The sequence below is a fragment of the Bacteroidota bacterium genome (assembly GCA_005882315.1).
Classification (GTDB): Bacteria; Bacteroidota; Bacteroidia; order Chitinophagales; family Chitinophagaceae; genus VBAR01.
Genome location: VBAR01000001.1, coordinates 2,030,548 through 2,053,587, shown reverse-complemented (window position 1 = coordinate 2,053,587; position 23,040 = coordinate 2,030,548). Strand labels below are relative to the sequence as shown.

At 38.3% G+C, this 23,040-nt stretch carries 22 protein-coding genes; 8 read left to right on the top strand and 14 right to left on the bottom strand.

Going from position 1 to position 23,040, the window contains the following annotated elements; genetic code table 11:
* Positions 1–18 precede the first annotated feature (18 nt).
* The gene (locus E6H07_08470; GenBank protein ID TMI65924.1) at positions 19–1,101 is read left to right on the top strand and encodes a DNA topoisomerase IB; all 1,083 of its coding nucleotides are present in this window, start codon (positions 19–21) and stop codon (positions 1,099–1,101) included.
* 5 nt (positions 1,102–1,106) lie between these two features.
* Here the strand turns inward: E6H07_08470 and E6H07_08465 are convergent, their stop codons facing one another.
* From E6H07_08465 to E6H07_08455, 3 genes are all read right to left on the bottom strand, one after another.
* Positions 1,107–1,703, bottom strand: coding sequence for an NAD(P)H-dependent oxidoreductase (locus tag E6H07_08465; GenBank protein ID TMI65923.1), 597 nt, complete (start codon positions 1,701–1,703; stop codon positions 1,107–1,109).
* Positions 1,704–1,793: 90 nt separating this feature from the next.
* Positions 1,794–2,198 (bottom strand): hypothetical protein, encoded by a 405-nt coding sequence (locus tag E6H07_08460; GenBank protein TMI65922.1) that lies wholly within the window; start codon positions 2,196–2,198, stop codon positions 1,794–1,796.
* A 128-nt stretch (positions 2,199–2,326) separates the two neighbouring features.
* Positions 2,327–2,965, bottom strand: coding sequence for a DUF3455 domain-containing protein (locus E6H07_08455; GenBank protein ID TMI65921.1), 639 nt, complete (start codon positions 2,963–2,965; stop codon positions 2,327–2,329).
* Positions 2,966–3,208: 243 nt separating this feature from the next.
* Between E6H07_08455 and E6H07_08450 the strand changes: the two genes are divergently transcribed.
* The 3 genes from E6H07_08450 to E6H07_08440 all read left to right on the top strand — a co-directional run bounded on the left by E6H07_08450 (position 3,209) and on the right by E6H07_08440 (position 7,553).
* Positions 3,209–4,222 (top strand): DUF3500 domain-containing protein, encoded by a 1,014-nt coding sequence (locus E6H07_08450; protein ID TMI65920.1) that lies wholly within the window; start codon positions 3,209–3,211, stop codon positions 4,220–4,222.
* A gap of 97 nt (positions 4,223–4,319) precedes the next feature.
* Positions 4,320–5,921 carry a M1 family metallopeptidase gene (locus E6H07_08445; protein ID TMI65919.1) on the top strand — a complete coding sequence of 534 codons (1,602 nt, stop codon included), beginning with the start codon at positions 4,320–4,322 and terminating at the stop codon, positions 5,919–5,921.
* An 84-nt stretch (positions 5,922–6,005) separates the two neighbouring features.
* On the top strand, positions 6,006–7,553 hold the full coding sequence (locus E6H07_08440; GenBank protein TMI65918.1) for an ATP-binding protein: 1,548 nt from the start codon (positions 6,006–6,008) through the stop codon (positions 7,551–7,553).
* Here the strand turns inward: E6H07_08440 and E6H07_08435 are convergent, their stop codons facing one another.
* From E6H07_08435 to E6H07_08425, 3 genes are read right to left on the bottom strand one after another with little or no spacing between them, the layout of a single operon-like run.
* Positions 7,554–8,519, bottom strand: a complete 966-nt coding sequence (locus tag E6H07_08435; GenBank protein TMI65917.1) for a class I SAM-dependent methyltransferase — start codon at positions 8,517–8,519, stop codon at positions 7,554–7,556.
* Positions 8,509–9,486, bottom strand: coding sequence for a glycosyltransferase (locus E6H07_08430; protein TMI65916.1), 978 nt, complete (start codon positions 9,484–9,486; stop codon positions 8,509–8,511). The genes E6H07_08435 and E6H07_08430 overlap by 11 nt, the downstream gene beginning before the upstream one ends.
* 16 nt (positions 9,487–9,502) lie before the next feature.
* Positions 9,503–10,552 (bottom strand): glycosyltransferase family 4 protein, encoded by a 1,050-nt coding sequence (locus tag E6H07_08425; GenBank protein TMI65915.1) that lies wholly within the window; start codon positions 10,550–10,552, stop codon positions 9,503–9,505.
* 107 nt (positions 10,553–10,659) lie between these two features.
* Here E6H07_08425 and E6H07_08420 point away from each other — a divergent pair, with 107 nt between their 5' ends.
* Positions 10,660–12,438, top strand: a complete 1,779-nt coding sequence (locus E6H07_08420) for an ABC transporter ATP-binding protein (GenBank protein TMI65914.1) — start codon at positions 10,660–10,662, stop codon at positions 12,436–12,438.
* A 2-nt stretch (positions 12,439–12,440) separates the two neighbouring features.
* Here E6H07_08420 and E6H07_08415 read toward each other — a convergent pair whose 3' ends face one another.
* From E6H07_08415 to E6H07_08390, 6 genes are all read right to left on the bottom strand, one after another.
* A complete protein-coding gene (locus E6H07_08415; GenBank protein TMI65913.1) occupies positions 12,441–12,881 on the bottom strand; it encodes a hypothetical protein in 441 nt (146 codons plus the stop codon).
* Positions 12,874–13,323 carry a DUF2721 domain-containing protein gene (locus E6H07_08410; protein TMI65912.1) on the bottom strand — a complete coding sequence of 150 codons (450 nt, stop codon included), beginning with the start codon at positions 13,321–13,323 and terminating at the stop codon, positions 12,874–12,876. The genes E6H07_08415 and E6H07_08410 overlap by 8 nt, the downstream gene beginning before the upstream one ends.
* A gap of 8 nt (positions 13,324–13,331) precedes the next feature.
* Positions 13,332–14,162: a metal ABC transporter permease gene (locus tag E6H07_08405; protein TMI65911.1), complete on the bottom strand. Its 831-nt coding sequence runs from the start codon at positions 14,160–14,162 to the stop codon at positions 13,332–13,334.
* Between the two features lie 26 nt (positions 14,163–14,188).
* Positions 14,189–15,091: a zinc ABC transporter substrate-binding protein gene (locus E6H07_08400; GenBank protein ID TMI65910.1), complete on the bottom strand. Its 903-nt coding sequence runs from the start codon at positions 15,089–15,091 to the stop codon at positions 14,189–14,191.
* Between the two features lie 21 nt (positions 15,092–15,112).
* Entirely contained in the window at positions 15,113–16,258 is a 1,146-nt protein-coding gene (locus tag E6H07_08395; protein ID TMI65909.1) for a hypothetical protein, read from the bottom strand.
* A gap of 91 nt (positions 16,259–16,349) precedes the next feature.
* A complete protein-coding gene (locus tag E6H07_08390) occupies positions 16,350–16,694 on the bottom strand; it encodes a hypothetical protein (protein ID TMI65908.1) in 345 nt (114 codons plus the stop codon).
* A gap of 170 nt (positions 16,695–16,864) precedes the next feature.
* On the opposite strand from E6H07_08390, the gene E6H07_08385 reads away from it, so the two are divergent.
* Positions 16,865–17,422 (top strand): hypothetical protein, encoded by a 558-nt coding sequence (locus tag E6H07_08385; GenBank protein TMI65907.1) that lies wholly within the window; start codon positions 16,865–16,867, stop codon positions 17,420–17,422.
* Between the two features lie 149 nt (positions 17,423–17,571).
* Here E6H07_08385 and E6H07_08380 read toward each other — a convergent pair whose 3' ends face one another.
* The gene (locus tag E6H07_08380) at positions 17,572–19,185 is read right to left on the bottom strand and encodes a DUF1501 domain-containing protein (protein ID TMI65906.1); all 1,614 of its coding nucleotides are present in this window, start codon (positions 19,183–19,185) and stop codon (positions 17,572–17,574) included.
* Positions 19,186–19,212: 27 nt separating this feature from the next.
* Positions 19,213–20,895 carry a DUF1800 domain-containing protein gene (locus tag E6H07_08375; protein TMI65905.1) on the bottom strand — a complete coding sequence of 561 codons (1,683 nt, stop codon included), beginning with the start codon at positions 20,893–20,895 and terminating at the stop codon, positions 19,213–19,215.
* 406 nt (positions 20,896–21,301) lie between these two features.
* Here E6H07_08375 and E6H07_08370 point away from each other — a divergent pair, with 406 nt between their 5' ends.
* Together E6H07_08370 and E6H07_08365 are read left to right on the top strand one after the other, a co-directional pair.
* Complete coding sequence (locus E6H07_08370) at positions 21,302–21,826, top strand: ester cyclase (protein TMI65904.1); 525 nt, start codon at positions 21,302–21,304, stop codon at positions 21,824–21,826.
* A gap of 48 nt (positions 21,827–21,874) precedes the next feature.
* The gene (locus E6H07_08365) at positions 21,875–23,017 is read left to right on the top strand and encodes a hypothetical protein (protein ID TMI65903.1); all 1,143 of its coding nucleotides are present in this window, start codon (positions 21,875–21,877) and stop codon (positions 23,015–23,017) included.
* Positions 23,018–23,040 lie beyond the last annotated feature (23 nt).

Below are 23,040 nucleotides of genomic sequence, written 5' to 3'. Positions count from 1 at the left end.
AAAATAAATATTTTAAAAATGACTAAATCATCATCACTTCCTGCTTTGAGAAAAAGTACTTTAATAAAACTGGGACAGGATCCTGTTGCTACTGCAGAGGCTGTAAAACTTGTATATGTCAACTGTAAAGGTGAAGGCATTACAAGAACAGGTACAAGCAAAGGGTTCAAGTACGTTTACCGAAACAAAACAATAAAAGATAAAAAGATACTTGAGCGAATACGTTCACTTGTCATTCCGCCTGCATGGAAAGATGTATGGATCTGTACACGAGCAGAAGGACATTTACAGGCAACAGGATTGGATGCAAATAACCGGAAACAATACCGCTATCATCCGTTATGGAATGAACTGAGAAATAAAACGAAATTTTATCGTTTACCCTCGTTAGGAAAAATGTTACCTGCCATCCGGAGGCAACTGGAAGCTGACCTGGCATTACCCGGGTTGTCAAAAAATAAAGTGCTTGCTGCTCTTGTAAGCCTTATGGATAAAACAGGCATCCGTATCGGGAATGAATTTTACGAAAAATTATATGGTTCGTTTGGTCTTACTACATTAAAAGATAAACATGCGGATATAAAAGGCAGTACATTAAAATTTAGTTTCCGTGGCAAAAAAGGAGTTGAGCATTGCATCTCGTTAAAGAGTAAAAAACTAGCTAAGATCGTACAACACTGCAGGGATATACCGGGCAAAGAACTTTTCCAGTATATAGATGAAGATGGACAACGGCAATCAATCGATTCAGGAATGGTAAATGAATATATCAGGGAACTGGCGACAGATGATTTTACTGCCAAAGATTTTCGTACCTGGTGCGGCACAGTGGTAGCATTAACTGCGATAAAAGAGAACGGAATAGCTACCGATGAAGGAGGAAAGAAAAAAGTGATCGCAGTGCTGGATAAAGTAGCAGAGCACCTGGGAAACACAAGGACCGTATGCAAAAAATATTATGTTCACCCTTCACTGCTTGAATTATATGAAACAGGAAAACTGGATAAATGGCTATCAAAAAAAGATAGTAAAAACAAGCAAACGAATGGCCTGCAGCCAATAGAAAGAACATTGGTGAACATACTGGAAAGCTTAGAATGACCTGCTCAGACTTTTACAGCATTATATTCTTCGGAAGAAACCGATGTGAGAATCAATTCTTTTAATGCTTTCAATTTTTGCTTAAGGAATTTTTTGGCCGTTTCATCAGTAAGATCTCCATGTGCATCAAATTTTTTATCTGCCTCTGCCAGCAATACTTCTGGTTTATACACAGGTTTCATATCCATATAAAGAAATATTGCATGAAAATCCATTTGCATTCTTACTGTACCCCATAGTCCCGACGTAGCTCCAATCACTGCCACAGGTTTATGCCTCAATGGAGAATCTTCACCTCTTGATGCCCAATCAATAGCATTTTTTAATCCGCCGGGTATTGAATAATTATACTCAGGCGATGAAATAAGGATACCATCTGCTTTTGCAATCATATTACGTAAGTATTCAGCTGCTGGCGGACGTTGGTGTGCAGCAGGCAGATCAAGATCTGCATTATATAAAGGAATATCCTCTATAGAAACAATATCCATTGTAACATCAGCAGGTAATAATTGTGTAGCTGCTTTTAATAATAAACTATTGTAAGATCCTTTTCTCAGGCTGCCAGACAAACCTATAAGACGTATTTGATCGTTATTCATAAAAATGTTTTATAACCAGGATACAAAAACTGTTCCTTTACGAATTGAGCGGTATAAACATTAATATTTAATGGCAAATACTGAAAACGATCAGGCACTTTCTTCCACAGTATGATTGGTAAGGAGCAAAACAGAATTCATTAGTGCTTCTATAGAATGATCAATCATCTGATGAAAAGCAATGATTTGATTAGCCAGCATATCGACATCACCATCCGGAGATGTAACTCTTATAGCACCTTCGATCACCTGTATAGTGAAAATACCGTCAACGAGGTTGTTTTTAAGAATTGCTCTCGGATGCAAACACAGTAAAACCATCGTCACGGTATTTGTTTTGTAAACAGTTATAGCATTCCTGTCATTTCTTTGCCATGCTTCTTCATCTTTTAACTTTCGGATAAATTCAGGAATATTAATAAATATATAGGGGGCATCAATTACCCGGTCACCTTCGGGGCGGTTCAATGTTGCTTCATTTCTTTTGTTTTCCATGATCTTTTTTCAGTTATACAAACAAGAACCATACTACAATATGTCATGAAATTATTCTGAGAAAATAAATATGCTTCAAATACAACGAGCCTTCGACGAAGTTGAAGGCTCGTTTGAAAAATAACCAATCACTTTTTTTCATAAAAAAGATAGGTCGCTGTATAAGGTATGCTTTGCTGTTGTCCAAGGTTTGATTCACTGGGTATTGTTGCAGGCGCCAAACCTCCTGTTGTGCAAACACGTTGTATATATGTTACCTGGTTACCGGCTGAGCTTTGCGCATCAACGGCTTTCAACAACAACCATGGAACAGCTGTTGCATTTATCGTTGCTCCTTTCAGCTTTGCTGCTACTGTCTTCTCACCTTTATACGGGCCTTTTGAAAATTCCCAACTTGGGCCAGCATAATGAATTCCCGTCTGATTCGTATAGTCGGGACGAAGGTATAATGTAGCAGAAGGTGCAATATTTACCCATATAAAAACATTGGGATTTGTAGCACTTCTTCTCACTTCATAGATCTGCACACCGGTTGCATAAGCCTGGTAACCCAGTTTGTTTCCTTCGGGTACTTGCAAACTATCAGGAATAGTTCCGGCACAATTCAATACTGTCGCTTCATTCAGTTCTCTTAGTTCAGTTGCAAACTGTGTTTTGCTGCTATTATTATCAACTGGCTGCTGTTCTTTACTGCAGCTTATGAATACAACTGCAAGAGTAGCTGCCAGCACAAAGCCGCTAGTGATTTTGGTGATCATCTTTTTCATGTTAAGATTTAATTTTTTGCCTACTCTGAAAATGGATTTTCGGCTTACTCCGTTTAATGGTTATAAAACAAATATCTGTCTGCTATTTACCAAATAACATCTCATTTGATTGCTTAGAGATTCTATATGAGTGAAGACTATGATTAGTTGAGGGGTCAATAAGTCAACAGCTTTTCATAAACAGGGATAGTTGTATATTTAAACCTCAACTTTGTTCACCACACCACCTATCAATACATATTTATGAAATCATTTTTGGTGTTACTGTTGCCGGTTTCGCTTATTGCACAAACTGTAAAGGATGATAATACCGGCTCTGCCAAAGCCATCGCCTTTGTAAAATCATTAAACGAACAACAAAAAGCCAAAGCCATTTTCCCTTTTGATGATATGAACCGCTATGCCTGGCATTATGTGCCGGCTACCATGATGGCACGTTCCGGGCTTGCTATAAAAGATATAGACAGTATACAAAAGATGGCTTTCTATGAATTGCTCAAATCTTTTTTAAGCGATGAAGGATATAAAAGAACACAAACCATCATGAGCTTTGAATACCTGCTCAAAGAAATGGAGCCAACGAATCCACATCGTATACCGGAAAATTATTTTGTTTCGGTATATGGCCACCCGGGAATAGACAGTGTATGGGCCTGGAAATTTACCGGCCATCACCTGGCACTCAATTTTACCATTGTAAAAAATAAGCCGGCATTTGCTCCCTTCTTCTTTGGTTCTAATCCTGCTGAGGTAAGGCAAGGGCCGCAAAAAGGTTTGCGTATTTTGAAAGATGAAGAAGACCTTGCTTTTGAGCTGGTGAATTCGATGAATGCTGAACAAAAAAAAACAGCCTTGTTCCAGTTAAAAGCATTTGCCGATATTGTAACCACTACTGCCAAAGAAGTGTCCCCGCTGAAACCGGCGGGTATACTGACGAAGGACCTGAACAACGACCAAAAAAACCTTGTGAATAAGATCATAGTGGCTTATCTCTCTTCCATGTCGCCCCGGCTAGCCAATGCAAGAATGGCCATGGTAAGAACAGAAGATAAAAATGATATCCGTTTTGGTTGGGCCGGCGGATTGATGAAAGGAGAACCTCATTACTACCGGATACAGGGAAAAACATTTCTAATAGAATTTGATAACACACAGAACGACGCCAATCATATTCATATGGTATGGCGTGATTACGATGGCGACTATGGTGAAGATCTGCTGAAAGAACATTATATGAATTCAAATCATCATCATTAAATAGCTGACCGTATTCGTATAGCCTGTCTTTTTGAATTGAAAGAGTTGTCGAAAAACAGAATCTGTTTTGTAACTTGTCCGGCTAAATTCTTTCCTTATGAAGAAAGGAGTTTCCCTCTTCAGTTTACTTGTTTTAGTTTTTACTACACGATCTCAATCCGTTATTGATGTATTGCATTACCGCTATGAACTGGAATTGTCAGATAAAACAGACAGCATTAAAGGTAAAGCAAGCATCACTGTTAAATTTTTAAACCCTACGGATAATCTTTCTTTGGATTTTGTTCTGATCAAAAATGGTAAACAGCATATGCTTACTTATGCTACGACAACTATCGATGAAAAAAAAGTGGTACAAGTAAAGAGCAATGATGAAGAATTACGGTTGCAACTGGCAAAACCTGCTAAAGCAGGCGATATCGAAACATTTATAATCTCCTATAAAGGCATTCCCAACGACGGGCTGATCATTTCAAAAAATAAATATGGGCACCGCACTTTTTTTGCTGACAACTGGCCCGACCGTGCCCATTACTGGATTCCTTGCAAAGATGATCCTGCTGATAAAGCTTCTGTGGAATTTATCATCACAGCACCCGAACACTACCAGGTAGTGGCAAATGGAATACAGGTTGAAGAAACAAATATTACAAAAGGGCTAAAACGAACACACTGGAAAGAAGATGAACCGCTGGCAACAAAAGTAATGACGATTGGTGTGGCTGATTTCGCCGTGAACATGGTAGGCTTTGTAAATAATTGCATCCCTGTTTATAGTTGGGGTTATCCCGAAAATGGAAAAGAAGCCGTGCATGATTTTTCATTGACAAAAGATATTCTTAGTTTTTACATCAATACGATCGGTCCTTATGGTTATAAAAAATTAGCCAACGTGCAATCGAAAACACGGTTCGGTGGTTTGGAAAATGCAAGTGCCATTTTTTATGCTGAAGATAAAATAACAGGTGATGGTAGTAATGAATCTTTGCTGGCACACGAAATAGCCCATCAATGGTTTGGGAATATGGCTACAGAAAAAAGTTTTGCGCATCTGTGGCTCAGCGAAGGGTTTGCTACTTATTTCACTACTTTATTTTTTGAGAATAAATATGGCAAAGCCAAGGCAGCAGCAATGAGAGATGAAGACCGGGAGCAAGTAATTGCTTTTACAGAAAGAAATAATACCCCGGTGGTAAATACAGCTGAAACTGATTTCATGAACTTGCTTAATGAAAACAATTACCAGAAAGGCGGTTGGATATTACATATGCTTCGCCAGCAGTTGGGCGATTCTGTTTTCAAAAAGTCAATACGTAAATATTACGCTGCGTATGCTGGTAAAAATGCTGACACAGAAGATCTGCAAAAAATTATTGAAGAAGTCTCTGGCAAAAATCTAACACAGTTTTTTAAACAATGGCTCTACACACCCGGCATACCGAAATTGGATATAAAATGGAAGTACAACAGTAAAGAAAAAAACATCTCAGTTACTGTAAAGCAATTACAGCAAACACCATTTTCATTTCCTCTTGAAATTGGTTACCAATCGGGTCAAGTTGTGAATGCCCGAAAAATGCTAAACATTTCCAAACAGTCTGAAACATTTAAAATTCCAATGGCACAAAAACCTTCAGAGTTGACGGCCGATCCGGATGTGAACCTGCTCTTTAAAGGAAATATTGCTGAAGAGAAATAATAATTGCAGGATGAATAATCACTAATCAAACAATACCACTTTCAGGTAGTACGCCGTATCTTATTATTCTCCTATCTTCAATTCATGTTAGTTAAGACATTTGGCAGCGCTGTGTACGGAGTGGAAGCGATCACCATCACGGTTGAAGTAAATGCCATGAGTACCAATATCGGGCAGGTGATGGTAGGATTGGCAGATAATGCGGTGAAGGAAAGCATTCAGCGTATTGAAAGTACGATGCGAACAAATGGCTATGCAATGCCGAGAATGAGAACAGTGATCAATCTTGCACCGGCTGATATTAAAAAGAGCGGAACAGCATTTGATCTGCCAATTGCAATCGGCATTTTAGCTGCTGATGAAAAAATTAAAAATCCAGAAGCTATTTCCAGTTATATCATTATGGGTGAGTTAAGTCTTGATGGCGAGATACGTCCGATAAAAGGCGCATTGCCTATCGCTATACAGGCACGCAAAGAAAAATTTAAAGGACTGATCGTTCCCAAAGTAAATGCAAGAGAAGCAGGGATGGTAAATAATCTGAATGTATATGGCGTCGAACATATTCGTGAAGTGATTGATTTTTTTGAAAATGGTGAGCAGGGTTTGGAACCTGTAGTGATCAATACCCGTGAAGAATTTTTACATGCACAAGCCGATTTTGAAATTGATTTTGCTGATGTAAAAGGCCAGGAAAATATCAAACGGGCATTAGAGATCGCCGCAGCAGGTGGGCATAATGCCATACTGATCGGCCCGCCCGGTGCTGGTAAAACAATGCTTGCAAAAAGATTACCAACCATACTTCCTCCACTTAGTTTACAAGAGGCATTGGAAACAACAAAGATCCATTCTGTTGCCGGTAAATTACCGGAGAATGCAACACTCATTTCAAAACGCCCATTCCGTTCACCACATCATACAATTTCTGATGTTGCATTGGTTGGTGGTGGTGGCATACCACAACCGGGGGAAATTTCATTGGCACATAATGGTGTTTTGTTTTTGGATGAGTTGCCAGAGTTTAAAAGAACAGTGCTCGAAGTAATGCGCCAACCGATGGAAGAAAGAAGAGTGACTATTTCAAGAGCAAAAGTGGCGATTGATTTTCCTTCTTCATTTATGCTGATCGCATCCATGAACCCCTGCCCTTGCGGATTTTATAATCACCCCGAAAAAGAATGCAGTTGCCCACCCGGCGCTGTACAGAAATATTTAAATAAAATTTCCGGGCCATTGCTTGATAGAATTGATCTGCATGTGGAAGTAACTCCAGTTGCTTTTCGTGAATTATCTTCTGTAAAAACAAGCGAACACTCCGCCGATATAAGAGCAAGAGTGATGAAAGCAAGAGAAATGCAGGAAGAACGTTATAAAGAAAGTCCCGGCACTTATTGCAATGCACAAATGAGCAGTAAACAATTAAAAGAAATTTGTGTGATAGATAATGTGAGCCAGAATTTATTAAAAGCCGCAATGGAAAAACTCAACCTTTCTGCCAGGGCTTATGATAGAATCCTAAAAGTATCAAGAACGATCGCTGACCTCAATGAAAGTGAAATAATAAAAGCGGAGCATGTAGCTGAAGCCATTCAATACAGAAGCCTTGACAGGGAAGGCTGGGGCGGTTGATCATTTTCTTTGTAAAAAGAAGCAAGCCTGGTCGCCTTCTCCTTTTTTATTAAGTTCAGCAGCCATTTTTTTCCAGTTATTTATTTCAGCATCTGAAAAAACTGAATTGTCTTTATTAACGGCATATGATCTTTCATCATGCAGGCTGATACCGCGACTGTACTGTTCACTTCCCCAAAATTGGAATGCAGTTGAATCATAAATGATTTGCTTTGTCTCAAAGCCATGCTCCTGTGCAAGTATGCGCATACTTTTTACACTATGAAGTATGAGGTGCCGCGGTGCATCCCAATCCACCCAATTAGTTCCGTATTTGCCGGATGCAAAAGATTTATTAAGAGGGATACGAACCAGTAAAAATTTTCCCGGCTTTACCAATTCAGATAACCGCTTGAATATTTTATGCGGTTCATCCATATGCTCAAAGGAATGATTGAGCATTACAAAATCAAACTGGTCATAGGTCAATTTATCAAAAAGGGATTTTCTCAGTAACTGAAGTTTACCATTATCAGAAACAAATTCAGTTTTTAAAAAAGGATCAATTCCCAAAAGATCAGTAAACCCGGCTTTACAGTAATGAGCCAGTATATCACCACTGCCGGAACCTGCATCGAGAATGGCATCATTATATTGTACCTGTGCTTGTTTAAGCCACATTGTATATTCGGGAATTTTATAACCGATCGATAACAGGAAACCCGGAATTTTATTTTTTCCGTACAACAAGTAAGAAGATTTCAGTTTTCTTAAAAAGGTAGTGTCAATATTTTTTTCCGGCTGTGGCTTGAATGAATAATAATTACCCGGGTAATATTTTTCCAGGTCCGCTGGCACTTCGGCGATCTGTAATGATTCACACGCCGGGCATTCGTAATAATCATGCTCCGTCTTCAAACCAAACATCATTTCTTTTACCCGGTGCGAAGGCCGGCTCATATCATAATTACAGATCTTACAAATCATGATGCATCGTTTTACCTGTTTTAATATAATCGGCTGCAATTTTTTTATAACAACGTAGTACCAGCTTTTTTGACCAGGGTGTTTGTTTCAGGATAATATCCGGGATATATTTCTGGCAAGCAATTATTTTTTCTATACGGGCTGGCAGGGTGCCTTTAAAACCTGCATCATAGATCTCCTGCGGATCTTTGATCTTATACCGTTTCAGCATATTCCATATCAAATGAAATACATGCCTGTTTTTTAAATCCAGATCTTGTTCATACTTAGCCAGTAAAAAGAAAAATTCCGGCAATTCTACATTCCTATTCTTATAATATTTATTTGTTTCCTGCGAAGGATCTTTACCAATGTTTACCAAACATGCATCTATATAATGATAACCGGGATGCTTTTTAAAGTAACGCATATAAAAATCAATATCCAATACCCATTTGATCCCTGTATCATACAGAACTGAATTATCTTTCTTGTGCATAGTAGCGGATGGATGTCCGATCACATTCAGGTAAAAAAGGCAGAAAGGTGATTCTGTAAGCCATTGTTTTTTTTCTTCTGAAAGCAGATCTATTTGTTTTTTACCGCTATCCAGCCAAACCTGCGTACAGCCTGAAAAAATAAAATCCTTTCCTGATCGTTTTGCTGCATCTGCAAACTGTTGCAGCGCATCTGCGGTTTCAAACCAATCATCATCATGCATTAGTTTTATCCATTCGCCATTTGCCCGTTGCATTACAGTATTCGTATTTTCAGCAGCAGTTGTAGATGGATTGTTCCTGACATAATCTATCGGAAGTTTATCGACATATGATTTCAGTAACTGTTCAACGCTATCATCTTTACTATTATCATTAATAATTATTTCAAAATCACGATAATTCTGGATGCTGATGGAGTCCAGCAATGTTTTTAATAAATGAGGTCGCTGGTAAGTAGGAATGCAAATAGAAATAAACGGTTTGCTCATCGGGTAAAAATATTATTTATACGGTAGAGTAAAGTTGCAAATATTCACGGGCAGCTTTATCCCAACTGAAACGCGATGCCTGAGCTATTACTTTTGCAGCGCCATTATTATTACTAAAATCATTCATGCCTTTTTCAAATACTGCCTGCATCGTTTCAGCATTGAAGTCATTAAAATAAAAAGCAGCGTCCCCTCCTACTTCTGGCAGACTTGTATGTGTTGAAAGAAAAACAGGTTTACCAAACTGCATAGCTTCCAGCACCGGCAATCCAAAGCCTTCGCCAATACTTGGAAAAACAAATGCCAGGCAATTTTTATAATACCAGAATTTTTCCGAATCGGCTATTGCACCAACCAATTTTACTCTTGATTCAACACCATGTCTTTTAGCTTCAGCCAGTACTTTTTGTGTGTATGAAAAATCATTCAATCCCGCAATCACCAGCTCATGATCATTACCAACCAGCAATGCAGGCAATACATGAAAATTTTTTCTTGAATGCAATTGACCGATCGTAAAAAGAAAAGATCGTTGTGGTTTTACCAGGAGTTCTGAAAAATTCAAATCAGAAGGCATATTACAGCCATTGTAAATTACTGTTCCGGGTTTATTGTCAAGATTTAAATTTTCCTGCGCTTGCTTTTTTGCAAATTCAGAAATAAATGTAAGATGATGAGCCCGGTCTACCCGTTGTTGTATCAGGTGCAGGTATTTCTTTTTAGAAGAAGCAGAATATTCTTCTTCATTCAAAAAATTCAAATCATGAATGGTGAAAATAGTTTTTGTCTTTCGGTTAAAGGGCCGGTACCATGAAATTGTTGTAGCAATATGCCAAACATCAAACTGTGAAGTGCCAAAACGATAGAACTTATCGATGCTCTTTTGTTTTACATATTTTACCTGTGGTCCAAAAAAATTAAACTGTTTTTCCGGCACATAATAAAACAATTCAGTACTGGAAGCCAGAGCTGTGACAAGATGCCTGCCCAGTTGTTCACAAAAATGATATAGTCCATTATATTTATTGCCACCAATACGGTGCAGGTCAACAAGTACTTTTGCCATGTGGTTGATAAATAAAACTGTAAGCCTGCTAAGTTGGCATTTTTTCACGAACTTGCCCGATGTTTGACAGGTAAATAAATCCTCAACAGACCAACGAATAATTTTATATGAAAATACTGACGAAATATCTCAAACCTTATAAAGGACTCGTAGCATTGGTTCTCTTTTTGGCAGCAGTCAATATAGGTTTCTCATTGATCGATCCCATCATATTTGGTAAACTAATAGACCTCGGTTATAAATATCATGATAACAGCGCAGATTATCAGCCTTTTTGGTGGGGGTTTGCAGGACCTGTATTAACACTTCTTGGTGCATCAATAGGTGTGGCTATGGTGAGCCGTATTGCAAAAGCATTCCAGGATTATTTTTTAAATCTTGTTACTCAAAAATTCGGCGCTACCGTTTTTACAGAAGGATTACAACATGCAATGGGTTTACCTTACCAGGATTTTGAAGATCAGCGAAGTGGCGAAACACTCGGTATTCTTCAAAAAGTAAGAATTGATACTGAAAAATTTGTTGCTTCATTTGTAAATGTATTATTCCCGGTGATCATAGGAATTCTTTTCGTTGCCATTTTTGCCTATCGCATTCACTGGTCGCTGCCTTTGATCTATTTCGGCGGTATTTTTTTACTTACCATTATTTCTAACCTGTTGAGTAAAAAAATAAAAACAGTTCAAAAAGTAATTGTAGCAGAAACTACTTCATTGGCTGGTTCTACAACTGAATCATTACGGAATATTGAGTTGGTAAAAAGTCTTGGGCTTACCCGCCAGGAAATTACCCGGCTTAATAAGAACACATTTAAAATACTGGGGTTGGAATTGAAAAAAGTAAAACGACTTAGAAGCATCAGCTTTGTGCAGGGTACTTTTGTAAATACACTTCGCCAGATAATTTTATTTATGCTGATGTGGATGATATTCGGTAAGATCATGCAACCATGGGAACTTGCAACTATGCAGATATTCTCCTTTTTTGTATTTGGTCCTCTACAGGAGATCGGCAATATCATCCTTACCTATCGTGAGGCACAGGCTTCATTGGAGAATTTTGAGAAGCTGATGACAAAAAAACCAGAATCCAAACCCGCCAATCCAAAACACCTGGGAGGAATTGAGTTGTTAGAGTTCAGGAATGTTGGCTTCAAACATCAAACTGCTAATCAAAATGCCATCAATGATATTGATTTCACTGTTAAGCTTGGTGAGACGATTGCATTTGTTGGCCCATCCGGTTCAGGTAAAACAACATTGATGAAATTGCTGGTAGGTTTATATCGTCCGCAATCAGGCAATATTTTTTATAATAGACTTGATGAAAATGAAATTGATTTTGAAGATCTACGCAACCAGATCGGGTTTGTAACACAGGATACACAATTATTTTCTGGTACCATAAAAGAGAACCTGATATTTGTAAACCCTTCTGCAACTGATGATGAGCTAAATGATGTACTGAAAAAAGCCAGTTGCCAGAACCTGTTGCTCCGTGCAGAAAAAGGATTGGAAACAATGATCGGTGAAGGTGGATTGAAATTATCTGGTGGCGAAAAACAAAGATTGTCTATCGCAAGGGCTTTGCTGCGCAAACCTAAGCTACTCATCTTTGATGAAGCAACTTCATCACTGGATTCATTAACGGAAGAAGAGATCACTCACACCATTCGTGATATATCTGCACAAAAAAACCAGATATCTATTTTGATTGCTCACCGGCTTAGTACCATCATGCATGCCGACCGCATTTATGTATTAGAAAAAGGCGATGTGGTTGAAACAGGCACACATGAATCTTTGCTGGAAGAAAAAGGATTGTACTATGCAATGTGGCGTCAGCAGATCGGTGAAAGAAAATTGAGACCGGTTGCTATTGCTTAGCATCAGGGATTCACTTTAACCTTTCTTGATTGAGTAGACATATTTAATCCATGATCTTCATATTCCACCGTTATTGTATAATCGGTTGGCACCGTTACAGATGTTTTATGCTTAAAGCTGAAATTGAAAGAAGTATAAAAATGTGTTTCGTATAGTTGTTCATTAACTAACAAACCATTCAGGTCGTTTACTATTTTTATTTTACCATGATATAAACCGTTATCTGTGATCAGTCCTTCTATCTTAATTGTATCACCACTTGTATATACCTGGTTGTCCAGTGGATTGTCAATCCTTATAACAGGATACGTGGTGTCATTTTCATCTATATGATGGTCATCATCATCACTCCCACCACTTCCTTTTGTTTTGGAGCATGACAATAGCAGTATGAAGACAAATACAATTATAACTGACTCACTAATACTTTTTATGTTAATCATTCTTTTTTTCATCTGTATGCAAAATATCTTTAAAAAAATTTGATTTCTCCAGTTCCTCCACATCGCTCAGTTCCAGTTCAATTGCATTTGTGCTTTTAATTATCTCGACCAAAGAAATAAACAATGAACTTCCAAGGCTTACCAGGCTCAAACCAAAAATAATCCTTGCGGCAGCCTGGTTCTGGCTATAAATAAGGTACATACAAACAACACATAATAAAAAACTAAACACACCAAGCCCTTGCATGTAACGGATCAGGTTAATTCTTGCCCTGAGATTTTTTATTTGTATAACAAGTATCCTGTTTTTCTGGCCCTTGATATACTCATCGTGTAATTTACGTGTAAGGTTGGCCAGTGTAATAAAACGATTCGTATAGGCCAGCAACAAAAGACTGATTGCCGGAAATAATAATGCCGGCGTGTTTAGGCTGATTTCCATACTACAAGTTAATCTATTTTTTTTCTGGTTAACCCTTGTAAAATTTTATAAACAGAAGACAGGATGAAAATACCGCCCAGTACAGCAACTATAGATGAGCCAGCCGGAAAATCGTAATGAAAGGAAAAATTTAACCCAAAGAAACTTGCGAGTATGCTGATCAACGATGCAAGAATAAAAATAGCAATATTTCTTTTTGAAAGCATGATGGCTGAAACAGCCGGAATGATCAGGAATGAAAAAACAGGAATAACTCCATTGATCTTAACAGCATAAACAATAGCCAGGCCAATAGAAATATAAAATAAAAAATTCCATACATTAAATATCCCGATCAGGTGGTTTTCTCCATTTTCAAATGACCGGGTCAGCGAAAAGAACTTTTTGAAAAAAACTAATTGCAGCAGAGCAATGGCCCCGAACACAATACCTATTTCATAAATTTTATTCCACTCTACAGATAAAATATTTCCGAAGAGCACTTCCTGGATATCAGAATCGCCATGTGGCGTTTTAGAAATCAACAGGACCGTGAGTGCCGAAGCAAACGCATACAATATGCCGATAATAGCTTCCTGTTTTAAACGCTTATCGCGAATATTGATAAACGACATCAACAAAGCTCCGGCCAATGTAAAAATAAGCGGAATGGAAGTCATACCAGTACCAATGAATGTTGCAAAGGCAACACCTAAAGAAGATATCTGGCCCAATGCCAGATCTACAAATACAATCCCCCTGCCTACCACATGCACACCTAAGAACGATAATAAAACTCCGGTAATTACAGCTGCGGCAAAAGCCTGCACCATAAATGGCAATTGAAACATTTCAAACATGACTTATGTATTATTTTTTAAAAAAATTATTTTAAAACCGGAGTTAGCTGATTCAGGTTATAGTCAAATAAATCAAAATAGTTTTTAATAGTATCGAATGCGCCCACTGAGGTTGCCAGTGTCAGTTGTTTCACCCCTGTTTGTTTTACTACCACATCTGATGATGAGGTGGTGAAATAGGGTGATGAAATTATCACTTTAATACTATTTGATTTTACTTCGTTGATCACTTTTACCAATTGCGACGGCGGAGGTGGTATTCCGGGTTTTGGTTCCATAAAATCAACGATCTTTAAACCAAACCGGGTTTCAAAATATACCCACTCGTTATGATAAGCGATGATCTTTGAACCTTTATAAGGAGCCATTTTTGCCTGCCATATTTTCATCATCGAATCTATTCTTGCTGAGAAGATTTTTAAATTGGTTTCATACATTGGCTTATTAGATGGATCAACCCTTTCAAGACCGTTAGCAATATTTCTTGCGATCACTTTCCCATTCAGCGGATCAAGCCAGTAATGCGGGTTACCGTAAATATGAATATCACCTTCTGCTTTATTTACTGAAGATGGAACCTGGTATAATGTAACTCCCATGGATGCATCAACATAACCATCGGCGCCTTTTTGGATTTTTGTATTCCGTGAACTTGAAAGCAGTTGCGGTGACCAACCGGTTTCAAGATCAAGACCCACCGTTACAAACAAATCAGCCTTTGTCAAACTAATTATATAGCTAGGTTTGGGATCTACAAAATGCGGATTCTGATATCCTGTTGCAATAGATGAAACCGAAACATTTTTGCCACCTACGAATTCTGCAATACTCTTCATATCGGTAGTGGTGGTAACCACTTTGATAGTTCCGGCATGTAATGTAATACCGCCAGTGATAAGGGTAATTACTAAAATTGATTTTATATTCATTTTATTTAATTAATTGTTTTATTAATACTGATGTGCTCCGTGTGCACCAATTACAAAAATCCAGCGTAACCAGGCCTGGTAAAATCTTTTACCATTATTATCATCAGTAGTCTTGGTTTCAAATTCAATTTTTGAAAACTCTGTTGCATACCAACCGGCCGTAACTGAAACTGCATTTTCTTTAAACATTTTATCATATGGCTTTTGGGAATAATCATATCGCCCCGTCAGGAACCACCGCTTTGCTAATTGATACTGGAGAAACGAATACATGCCAAATGAATTAATGGAAAAATTATTCATAAGATTTGCATGACTGAAATAAAACTCGCTTTGCCAGGTAAGAGAATGATAAGTATTCAACTTTATCGGTTTCCATTTATAAGTAATATCGGCGGCAGCTATATTAGTAACTCTTGCAGAGTCATTAGGTCCTGAAATTCCGGAAAGCCCTAGTTCGAGTGTCGTATTATCATTCAATGTAAAAAAATTCTTCAGATGACTCACATACATCATGCGGTTTCCTGCACTGCGTGTAAAGGCCGGCGATTCTGAATAACCCGATGTAGTTTGGAAAATAAGCTCCTGGTAAAAAGGTTTTGTAGGCAATAACCAGCTTAACGATAGCCCTTCATCTTTCAGCCCTTCCTCGCCAAAATAATTAACGAAAGCATTTGGCATATCAATAAAAGGAAGTGCATGTGGATGCACCGTATTTAATCTTCCAACAGCGCTTCTGAATCTTCCGGCTTTTAATTGCAGCCTGGCAGGCAGTGATAAAGTTGTAAGATATCCTTCTTCTACTTCCACACCATATTTCCCTGTTTCCGGATCTCTGCTGAATGAAAGAAAGAAATCAGCCCTTGCATAAGGATCTACAGCTGCTTGTAATGAAACTTCAGTTTCATTAAGAAAAAAATTAAAGTTTTTTGTTCCCTTACTGATGTATGACCCTCTGAAATCTCCAATCACTCCTATATCAGGATTAAAAGACAAGCTGCTTTGCGGCTGGGGTGTTATAACAGATGGATTCGCCTGCATCTGTTCCTCTATCTGCTTTAGCAATAAAGAGTCCCTCGATGTACTGTCGCTTGAAACCTGGCCCGAGCTGATCTCAGTTATTGTCAATAACAGGAGAGTTGTAAAAAAAATACTTTGTGATCTCATACCCACATAAATTAAAAATCATTCTTACATGATTTCGTAATTAAGAAAATTGAATTAACTCAATCACCCGTTTATACATGCAGGGTGAATATTACAGATATTGTATCGGACAGGCAGGAGGTCCACGAAGAGAAGAATAACCAGGTGTACGTAAAGGAAATGGATCATCATTAAATATGTACTGAGTTGTAAGTGCTAAAACCGGGTGCAAATAAAATGGCTCGCATGCTTCATCAAAAGGTATCAGGAAATTATCTATGCAATTGCAGGTATAACTGAATTCATTCTTTTTCTCATTTTCCTTTCCCGGAACCTTGGAGCCAGCCGTTGATTTATGAATAAGGTTGTGCAGCAGTAATCCTGTCCCTGTTTTCAAAGAAAAAACCACCATTAAAAAAAATGCAGTGCAATACAATATGAAAGGACGATTCCTCATTCTGGCGCAATATAATAAAATTGCAACATAGTTACATATAATTAAATTGTAATTACAATGAGAAATATATCAATTGCTGGATACTAAGGATTTTCTGTACAATTATTTATCTTGTAATAATAAACCTTGTTACTCAAACCCTGTCAAGACAAGTAACTGAAATGAACATTATGAAAAAAAACCTGAATCTGATTTGTTTATTTAGTGCTTTCGTAATGCTCGCCGGTTCCTGTAAGAAAACAGATACACCTGATCCTTGTAACGGAGTAATTGAGTTTAATAAAACAGAATCAGTAGGTACCGGCAATAACGGAACAATAACGATAACAGCACCAATGGGTGATACTATTCAATATCAACTAAACAATGGTGCATTCCAGGCTTCACGATTTTTTACCAATCTTGCTCCCGGCAATTATATCATTACGGTAAAAAACCAGAAAGGCTGTACAGACACTACACAAACTTCTATTTTAAATTATGGCCCGAAATATAATCTTGTAAAACAGCTTATCAATGGTTATTGCGGGCCTTGTCACCTGAATGGAGGAATGGATGGGGGAATGAATTGGGATGCTGACTCAAGGATTGTAGCCAATAAAGACAGAATAAAAGCAAGGGCTGTTGATGGCAATCCTTCATTTATGCCTCAAGGCGGTCAACTTACCACTATCGATAAACAAAAAATTACTGATTGGATAAATGCTGGTGGAAGAACGAGTGATTAACCCCCTGTCCTCCGCCGCGGCGGAGGAACTTTGATCAAATGTGATTTTTAAATTCAACCGCTTAAAAAAGTTAAGCCCCGCTTTTTGCGAGGCTATATTATAAATTAGAGTTTATCTTCTTAAGTCTCCCCTTTAGGGGGACAGGGGGTTTATCTTACCTTCAACATTGGCCTTACTTTCTGAACTATTCCATTCTGGAATCTTGCATAGTATACTCCCGGCGGTAATGTTTCGGAATTAAAATCTACATAATACTGTCCTGCGGCAGGATAATCAACCTCCAATAAAGTCTTAACCATCCGGCCCATTGTGTCTATTACCTGGATCAATGTATGCCCACCTGCAGTACGGAAAGAAATTCTCGTGGTGGCTGTAAACGGATTTGGATCATTTGTAATTATACCTTCAGTACCTAATGAATTGGGCCATGTTGTTGAAGTACTGCCTCCCGAGCAGGTTGCAGAAGCCTTTATCAATGGTAATGATTGTAATTGTGTATTTACATTTGGCGGGAATAAACCGCTTACAACAGTTTTGTCAAGGCAGAACCATTTTTCCAATATGGTTGAATAGATACTGCGGAAATCATATTGCATCGGGATATTATCATTCACTGATGCATTAGCAGGAATATTCGGGTTGTCGCCCAACAATCCCGGATCCACATTTTTACCAAACACAAACATTGGCGCTGCGGCACCATGGTCTGTACCCGTACTTGAATTAGATTTTATTCTTCTTCCAAATTCGCTATAAGTTAATCCCATCACACGGTTGTCAACCTGCAAAAACCGCAGATCATCCTGGAATGCTTTGATCGCATCAGAAACCCGTTGTAATAATGTAGCATGTGAGCCGGTATTATGATCGGCAGCATTTACCTGCACGGAGTGTGTATCAAAACCACCAAAGCTTACCATGTAAATTCTTGTCTTCAGTCCACCTGCTATTAATCTTGCAACAATTCTTAACTGATCGGCAAGACTATTATTGGCTGGATAAGGATTTTGTGCAGTAATTCTATTGGCTGCACCCTGTATTACAGTTGAATATTTTTGTGTTTGTTGTGTTACCAATCTTAAAAAAGCTAACTCCTTACCTGCTGGTGTAGCAGGTACAGGATCCGTTGTATTATTTACAAGATTGTAAAATGTAGTAGGATTAGTAATACTCATTGCCATATTTACAACCGGCCCTTGTGTAGTAAGTGTAGTCGTACTTCCTATTTGTATGGCCAATGGATCAGGCATATTTACATTCGGATATGAACCAGGAAAATCCTGGTATTCATAATCGAGATAACGACCTGCCCAACCGCTAAATACATCCTGTGTGCTATTACTTGCACTCATCCATATATCTGTTGCGCGGAAATGGGAAAAATTGGGTTGCGGATAACCTACTGACTGAATCACTTTCATCAATCCATTATTGAACAGATTTTGTGCACCTGTCATAGCAGGGTGTAAACCTGTTGTGCTTACTCCTGTGAGAGAAAGAATACTACTCTGTGCAATAGCCACATTATTGCGGGCATTGAAATAATTAACATAGTTTGAAATAGGAATTACCATGTTCAATCCATCATTACCACCCGACAATTGCACGATCACCAACACATGATCAGTTTCTGTAGTTGACTGCATCAATGCCTGCACTAATGGTGAACTGGCCGTAAATGCTTTTACAGAATATCCATTAATGACAGCGGGTAATACTGTTGCTGCCGGGATACTGCTTCTTAAAAAATCTCTTCTTTTCATTAATAAAAAGATTAAGATGAGTTGATGTTATGCTAATTGATATTCTGCCAGGTTAAACAAATACTGGAACAACTGACGCAACCTTGTATTGATCACATTAAAATTGGCTGTGGTCGGGCTGGCCTGGTAAGCCATCCATGCATTGGTCCAATAATAATCCCATTGCTGATTGCTCAACAATATTTGTGTCTTTATCTGTTTCTTTGTTTCGTTGGTTACTTCACTTCTATACACCAGCCGAAGAGCCTCATCCAGCAGATCATTTGGATTGCCGGGGTTATAAAATGTAGAAACATAGGGAACAAAGTCAAACCTTACACGAATACCATTTCTCGTAAAACCAGTATTCACCATTGTATCTGTAAACTGGTTTCGTTTTGGCAATGAATCTGCATTGATCCATATTTCATGAAATGAAGGCTCCTGGTAATAAGCAGGTAAGCCCGATACATTTGGTGGATCATGCAGGTTCTGTCCTGTATTCACCATACTGGAATAAAAGAAATTCCACATACCATAATTGGTATCCCAATCAGTAAGCGGGGGGAACTGTGCATTCATTTCGCGTAATGAACCAATGATATGATCGGCCGGTGATTTTATATAACAACCCTGGCTCAGCTTATCAAAGAAATGTTCACTCTTGAATAATGCAGATAGCACTGGCTTGATCTCATAATTGTTGCTCCGGAAAATATCTGCAAGCGGTGTTATCACATTTGCTTCTACTGTAGAGTCGATTGCATAGTAAACAAAGAAGCGATAGAATTTCCTGACAATAAATTTTGCAACTTCCTGCTGCGCAAAGATCATATTCAGCAGATCGGTCAATTCTAATTGTCCTGCTGTGGCTCCTGTTCTGCCGGTTATTACTGTATTATTAAAAAAAGAAGAAAAAGTTTTATTAGCTGCTGAATGCCGGTTTGCATTAAAGAAGGATGTGTATGTTGTTCCGTTTACCTGCCAGCCGGTCAACACCTTTGCTGCTTCCTTTACATCATTTTCTGTATAGGCAGAGCCGGGTCCTTTGCCAACTGTAAAGAGTTCCATCAGTTCCCGTGCATAGTTTTCATCCGGTGCCGTCGCCAGATTCAAATAGCCATTCAGGTAACGAAGCATAGATACATCTTTCGTTATCGTATCAACCAAAGTCTTGAAATTACCCAATGCATATTGCCTGATCAATGCATGTTGTGTATATATCCAGTTGGCATTACCTACATCTGCTGATTCATTTCCAAAATGGTCGACCCAGAAAATGACCAGTTTTTCCCTGATACTCCTGTCCTGGTTTATCATGTTCCCTGTCATCCATTTTTTATAACTGCCCCTGCGCTGACTTTGAACAGTGCCATCACTGTTTAAATCATTTATCCAGGTAGTACCCTGTGCAATATTGCCATCAGGAACAACACCCGGTGTAGTTGAAGTTGCGTATTCCTTTATCGGTGGTGCAGGTTGCGGAGCAGTTGGAGTCAATAATTCATCCACAGCCTGGCTAACAGAACGGGTTCGAAAATAAGTGATATCACTCCTTTTGGCGCCATACATAGTTCGCTTTAGCAGGTGAATTATTTCGCTATCAGTCCAGGGACCGGTATAGGGATTAATGCCACTTGTGACCTGGCGGGATGAAACAGGCTGCGCATTCTGCGTCAAACCTTTCGATTTTTTTTTGCGGTTAGCAGTCAGAAAATCTCTTCTGTCCATAGCTATGGTTTTGGGATTTTTGGGAGAGATGTCTTACAGACCCTAAAGATAGAATTTGGTTTAAGCAATTCATAACATATTTACCCGGAATAAAACCGGCTGAGCCAGTATTTTATACATGTAAAGAGTAAAAAAGTAAGCCCGGCCTGAGACACCTAATTTGTAATTTTAAAATACTGTAATAGTACTGCAAATCAAATTGTTTTGACTAAATTCAGGGCATAATCCCCGTCTCGTAAAAAACCACCGACGTTTCAATCTCTCCCCTCCGATTTGAAAGAATCATGAAAACGAGCTGAACCATTTAGTCCGAACTGGACTGAAGTAAACTATTATTTAAATCTACCACCACGAATATGGAACTACTTGCAGAACAAACAACATAAATAAATACTAAAACAAAAAAATGAAACAAGCCTTAAAACTCACCACCACCGTTCTTTCTTCTTTTGCCGTAATGATCGTATTATTTGCAGGATGTGCAACTACTGAAGAAAAAAAACCAGATCCTTCAGAAGCTAATATCAAAGCGTATTCACATGTATGGGATGAGATCATGAACAAAGGAAAACTGGACATGTTCAATGATTCAAATTTTACAAAAGATGTGGTGATGCATGCCAGCCCAGCGGATATTGTCGGTATTGACAGTTCAAGGGCTTACTACGGAAATTTTCTAACGGGTTTCTCGAATATCAAGTTTACCATCAAAGATATTTTTGGCCAGGGAGATAAACTGGTTAAATACTGGAACTTTAAAGGAACACATACTGGTGTATTTTTTGGCATACCTGCCACCGGAAAACCAGTTAGTATTGACGGTACTACATTAGTAAGGATGTCAAACGGAAAAATCGCTGAAGAAAGAGATTTCTTCGACAACCTTGACTTTATGACGCAATTAGGATTGATGCCTCCTGCAGGACAGTAATGATTTGTTTTTGAAAATCGTTTTAAATAATCCGTCAAAATAAATATCATGAAAGCAAAATCAATCAAAGCAAACTCCATTGCAGAATTTAAAACGGGTTTGGAACAAAGCATGGCAGATGGTTACCAACCAACACTGGCATTTGTATTTATATCTGTTGCACAGGACAGGAATGCTGTTTCTGAATTATTAGATGCCAAGGGAATCAGCATTTTCGGAGCAACTTCATGCGGTGAGTTTACAGATGGAGATATTGGCAAAGGATCAATAGCAGTTCTGTTACTCGATATAAAAAAATCAGACTTCACGATCCTGGTAGAAAAATATGAAAAAAATAGTCTTGCTGCAATTACTTCTGCAATGGGAACAAAAGCACTGGAAGCATTTAAAAATCCTAGTATTATAATTTCATATAGCCAGAAAATTCCCGAAGGATTAATAGAAGCTGAAACTATTATCAGGCAACTCGAAAAAATTGTCGGTAAAAACGCATCAATATGGGGCGGGGCGGCCGGTGATGATGCAAGATTTACTCAAACTTTTGTATTCACTAATAACCAATCAGAAGGAACAGGGATAATGATGCTGGTATTGAATGCCGATAAAATAATAGTAAAGGGATTGGCTGCTTCTGGTTGGAAAGCAATAGGAACAGAGAAGACAATTACAAAAAGTAATGGACAGTGGATTCTAACCATAGACGATCAACCGGCATTGGAAGTGGTGCTGAAATATTTGGGACTTCAATTAACTAAAGAAGAAGCAGAAACCTTTAATCCTGCTTCCACTGTATTTAGTTTGTTAAGAAGCGAAGGTGAGCCTGTGTTACGTTCGAGTGCAGTTTTCAGTTGGGATAACAAATCAATTTTGATGAATGGACAAGTAGAGAAGGGAGATAAGATCAGGTTTACACTACCGCCGGATTTTGAAGTAGTAGAAACTGTAAGTAAGGATGCGGAACGAATAATGAAAACAGAAATACCTGAAGCAGATGCATTGGTCATGTTCTCTTGCATGGGCAGGCTTGGCGCATTTGGTCCGCTGATAGGAGAAGAAATTGAGGGCATAAAGAAAAATTTTAATGCCCCTATGGCCGGGTTCTTTTGTTATGGAGAATTTGGAAAAGCTACAGGAGGCAGCAATGAATTTCATAACATGACCTGTTGCTGGCTTGCATTAAAAGAAAAATAAAAAACGTTTTTAAAATTTATAAA

Coding starts and splice junctions, on each gene's coding strand:
- E6H07_08420 (TMI65914.1), top strand. CDS start 10,660: ATGAAAATACTGACGAAATATCTCAAACCTTATAAAGGACTCGTAGCA.
- E6H07_08445 (TMI65919.1), top strand. CDS start 4,320: ATGAAGAAAGGAGTTTCCCTCTTCAGTTTACTTGTTTTAGTTTTTACT.
- E6H07_08385 (TMI65907.1), top strand. CDS start 16,865: ATGAAAAAAAACCTGAATCTGATTTGTTTATTTAGTGCTTTCGTAATG.
- E6H07_08415 (TMI65913.1), bottom strand. CDS start 12,881: ATGATTAACATAAAAAGTATTAGTGAGTCAGTTATAATTGTATTTGTC.
- E6H07_08455 (TMI65921.1), bottom strand. CDS start 2,965: ATGAAAAAGATGATCACCAAAATCACTAGCGGCTTTGTGCTGGCAGCT.
- E6H07_08450 (TMI65920.1), top strand. CDS start 3,209: ATGAAATCATTTTTGGTGTTACTGTTGCCGGTTTCGCTTATTGCACAA.
- E6H07_08460 (TMI65922.1), bottom strand. CDS start 2,198: ATGGAAAACAAAAGAAATGAAGCAACATTGAACCGCCCCGAAGGTGAC.
- E6H07_08370 (TMI65904.1), top strand. CDS start 21,302: ATGAAACAAGCCTTAAAACTCACCACCACCGTTCTTTCTTCTTTTGCC.
- E6H07_08430 (TMI65916.1), bottom strand. CDS start 9,486: ATGAGCAAACCGTTTATTTCTATTTGCATTCCTACTTACCAGCGACCT.
- E6H07_08470 (TMI65924.1), top strand. CDS start 19: ATGACTAAATCATCATCACTTCCTGCTTTGAGAAAAAGTACTTTAATA.
- E6H07_08395 (TMI65909.1), bottom strand. CDS start 16,258: ATGAGATCACAAAGTATTTTTTTTACAACTCTCCTGTTATTGACAATA.
- E6H07_08400 (TMI65910.1), bottom strand. CDS start 15,091: ATGAATATAAAATCAATTTTAGTAATTACCCTTATCACTGGCGGTATT.
- E6H07_08465 (TMI65923.1), bottom strand. CDS start 1,703: ATGAATAACGATCAAATACGTCTTATAGGTTTGTCTGGCAGCCTGAGA.
- E6H07_08380 (TMI65906.1), bottom strand. CDS start 19,185: ATGAAAAGAAGAGATTTTTTAAGAAGCAGTATCCCGGCAGCAACAGTA.
- E6H07_08410 (TMI65912.1), bottom strand. CDS start 13,323: ATGGAAATCAGCCTAAACACGCCGGCATTATTATTTCCGGCAATCAGT.
- E6H07_08435 (TMI65917.1), bottom strand. CDS start 8,519: ATGATTTGTAAGATCTGTAATTATGATATGAGCCGGCCTTCGCACCGG.
- E6H07_08365 (TMI65903.1), top strand. CDS start 21,875: ATGAAAGCAAAATCAATCAAAGCAAACTCCATTGCAGAATTTAAAACG.
- E6H07_08425 (TMI65915.1), bottom strand. CDS start 10,552: ATGGCAAAAGTACTTGTTGACCTGCACCGTATTGGTGGCAATAAATAT.
- E6H07_08405 (TMI65911.1), bottom strand. CDS start 14,162: ATGTTTGAAATGTTTCAATTGCCATTTATGGTGCAGGCTTTTGCCGCA.
- E6H07_08375 (TMI65905.1), bottom strand. CDS start 20,895: ATGGACAGAAGAGATTTTCTGACTGCTAACCGCAAAAAAAAATCGAAA.
- E6H07_08390 (TMI65908.1), bottom strand. CDS start 16,694: ATGAGGAATCGTCCTTTCATATTGTATTGCACTGCATTTTTTTTAATG.
- E6H07_08440 (TMI65918.1), top strand. CDS start 6,006: ATGTTAGTTAAGACATTTGGCAGCGCTGTGTACGGAGTGGAAGCGATC.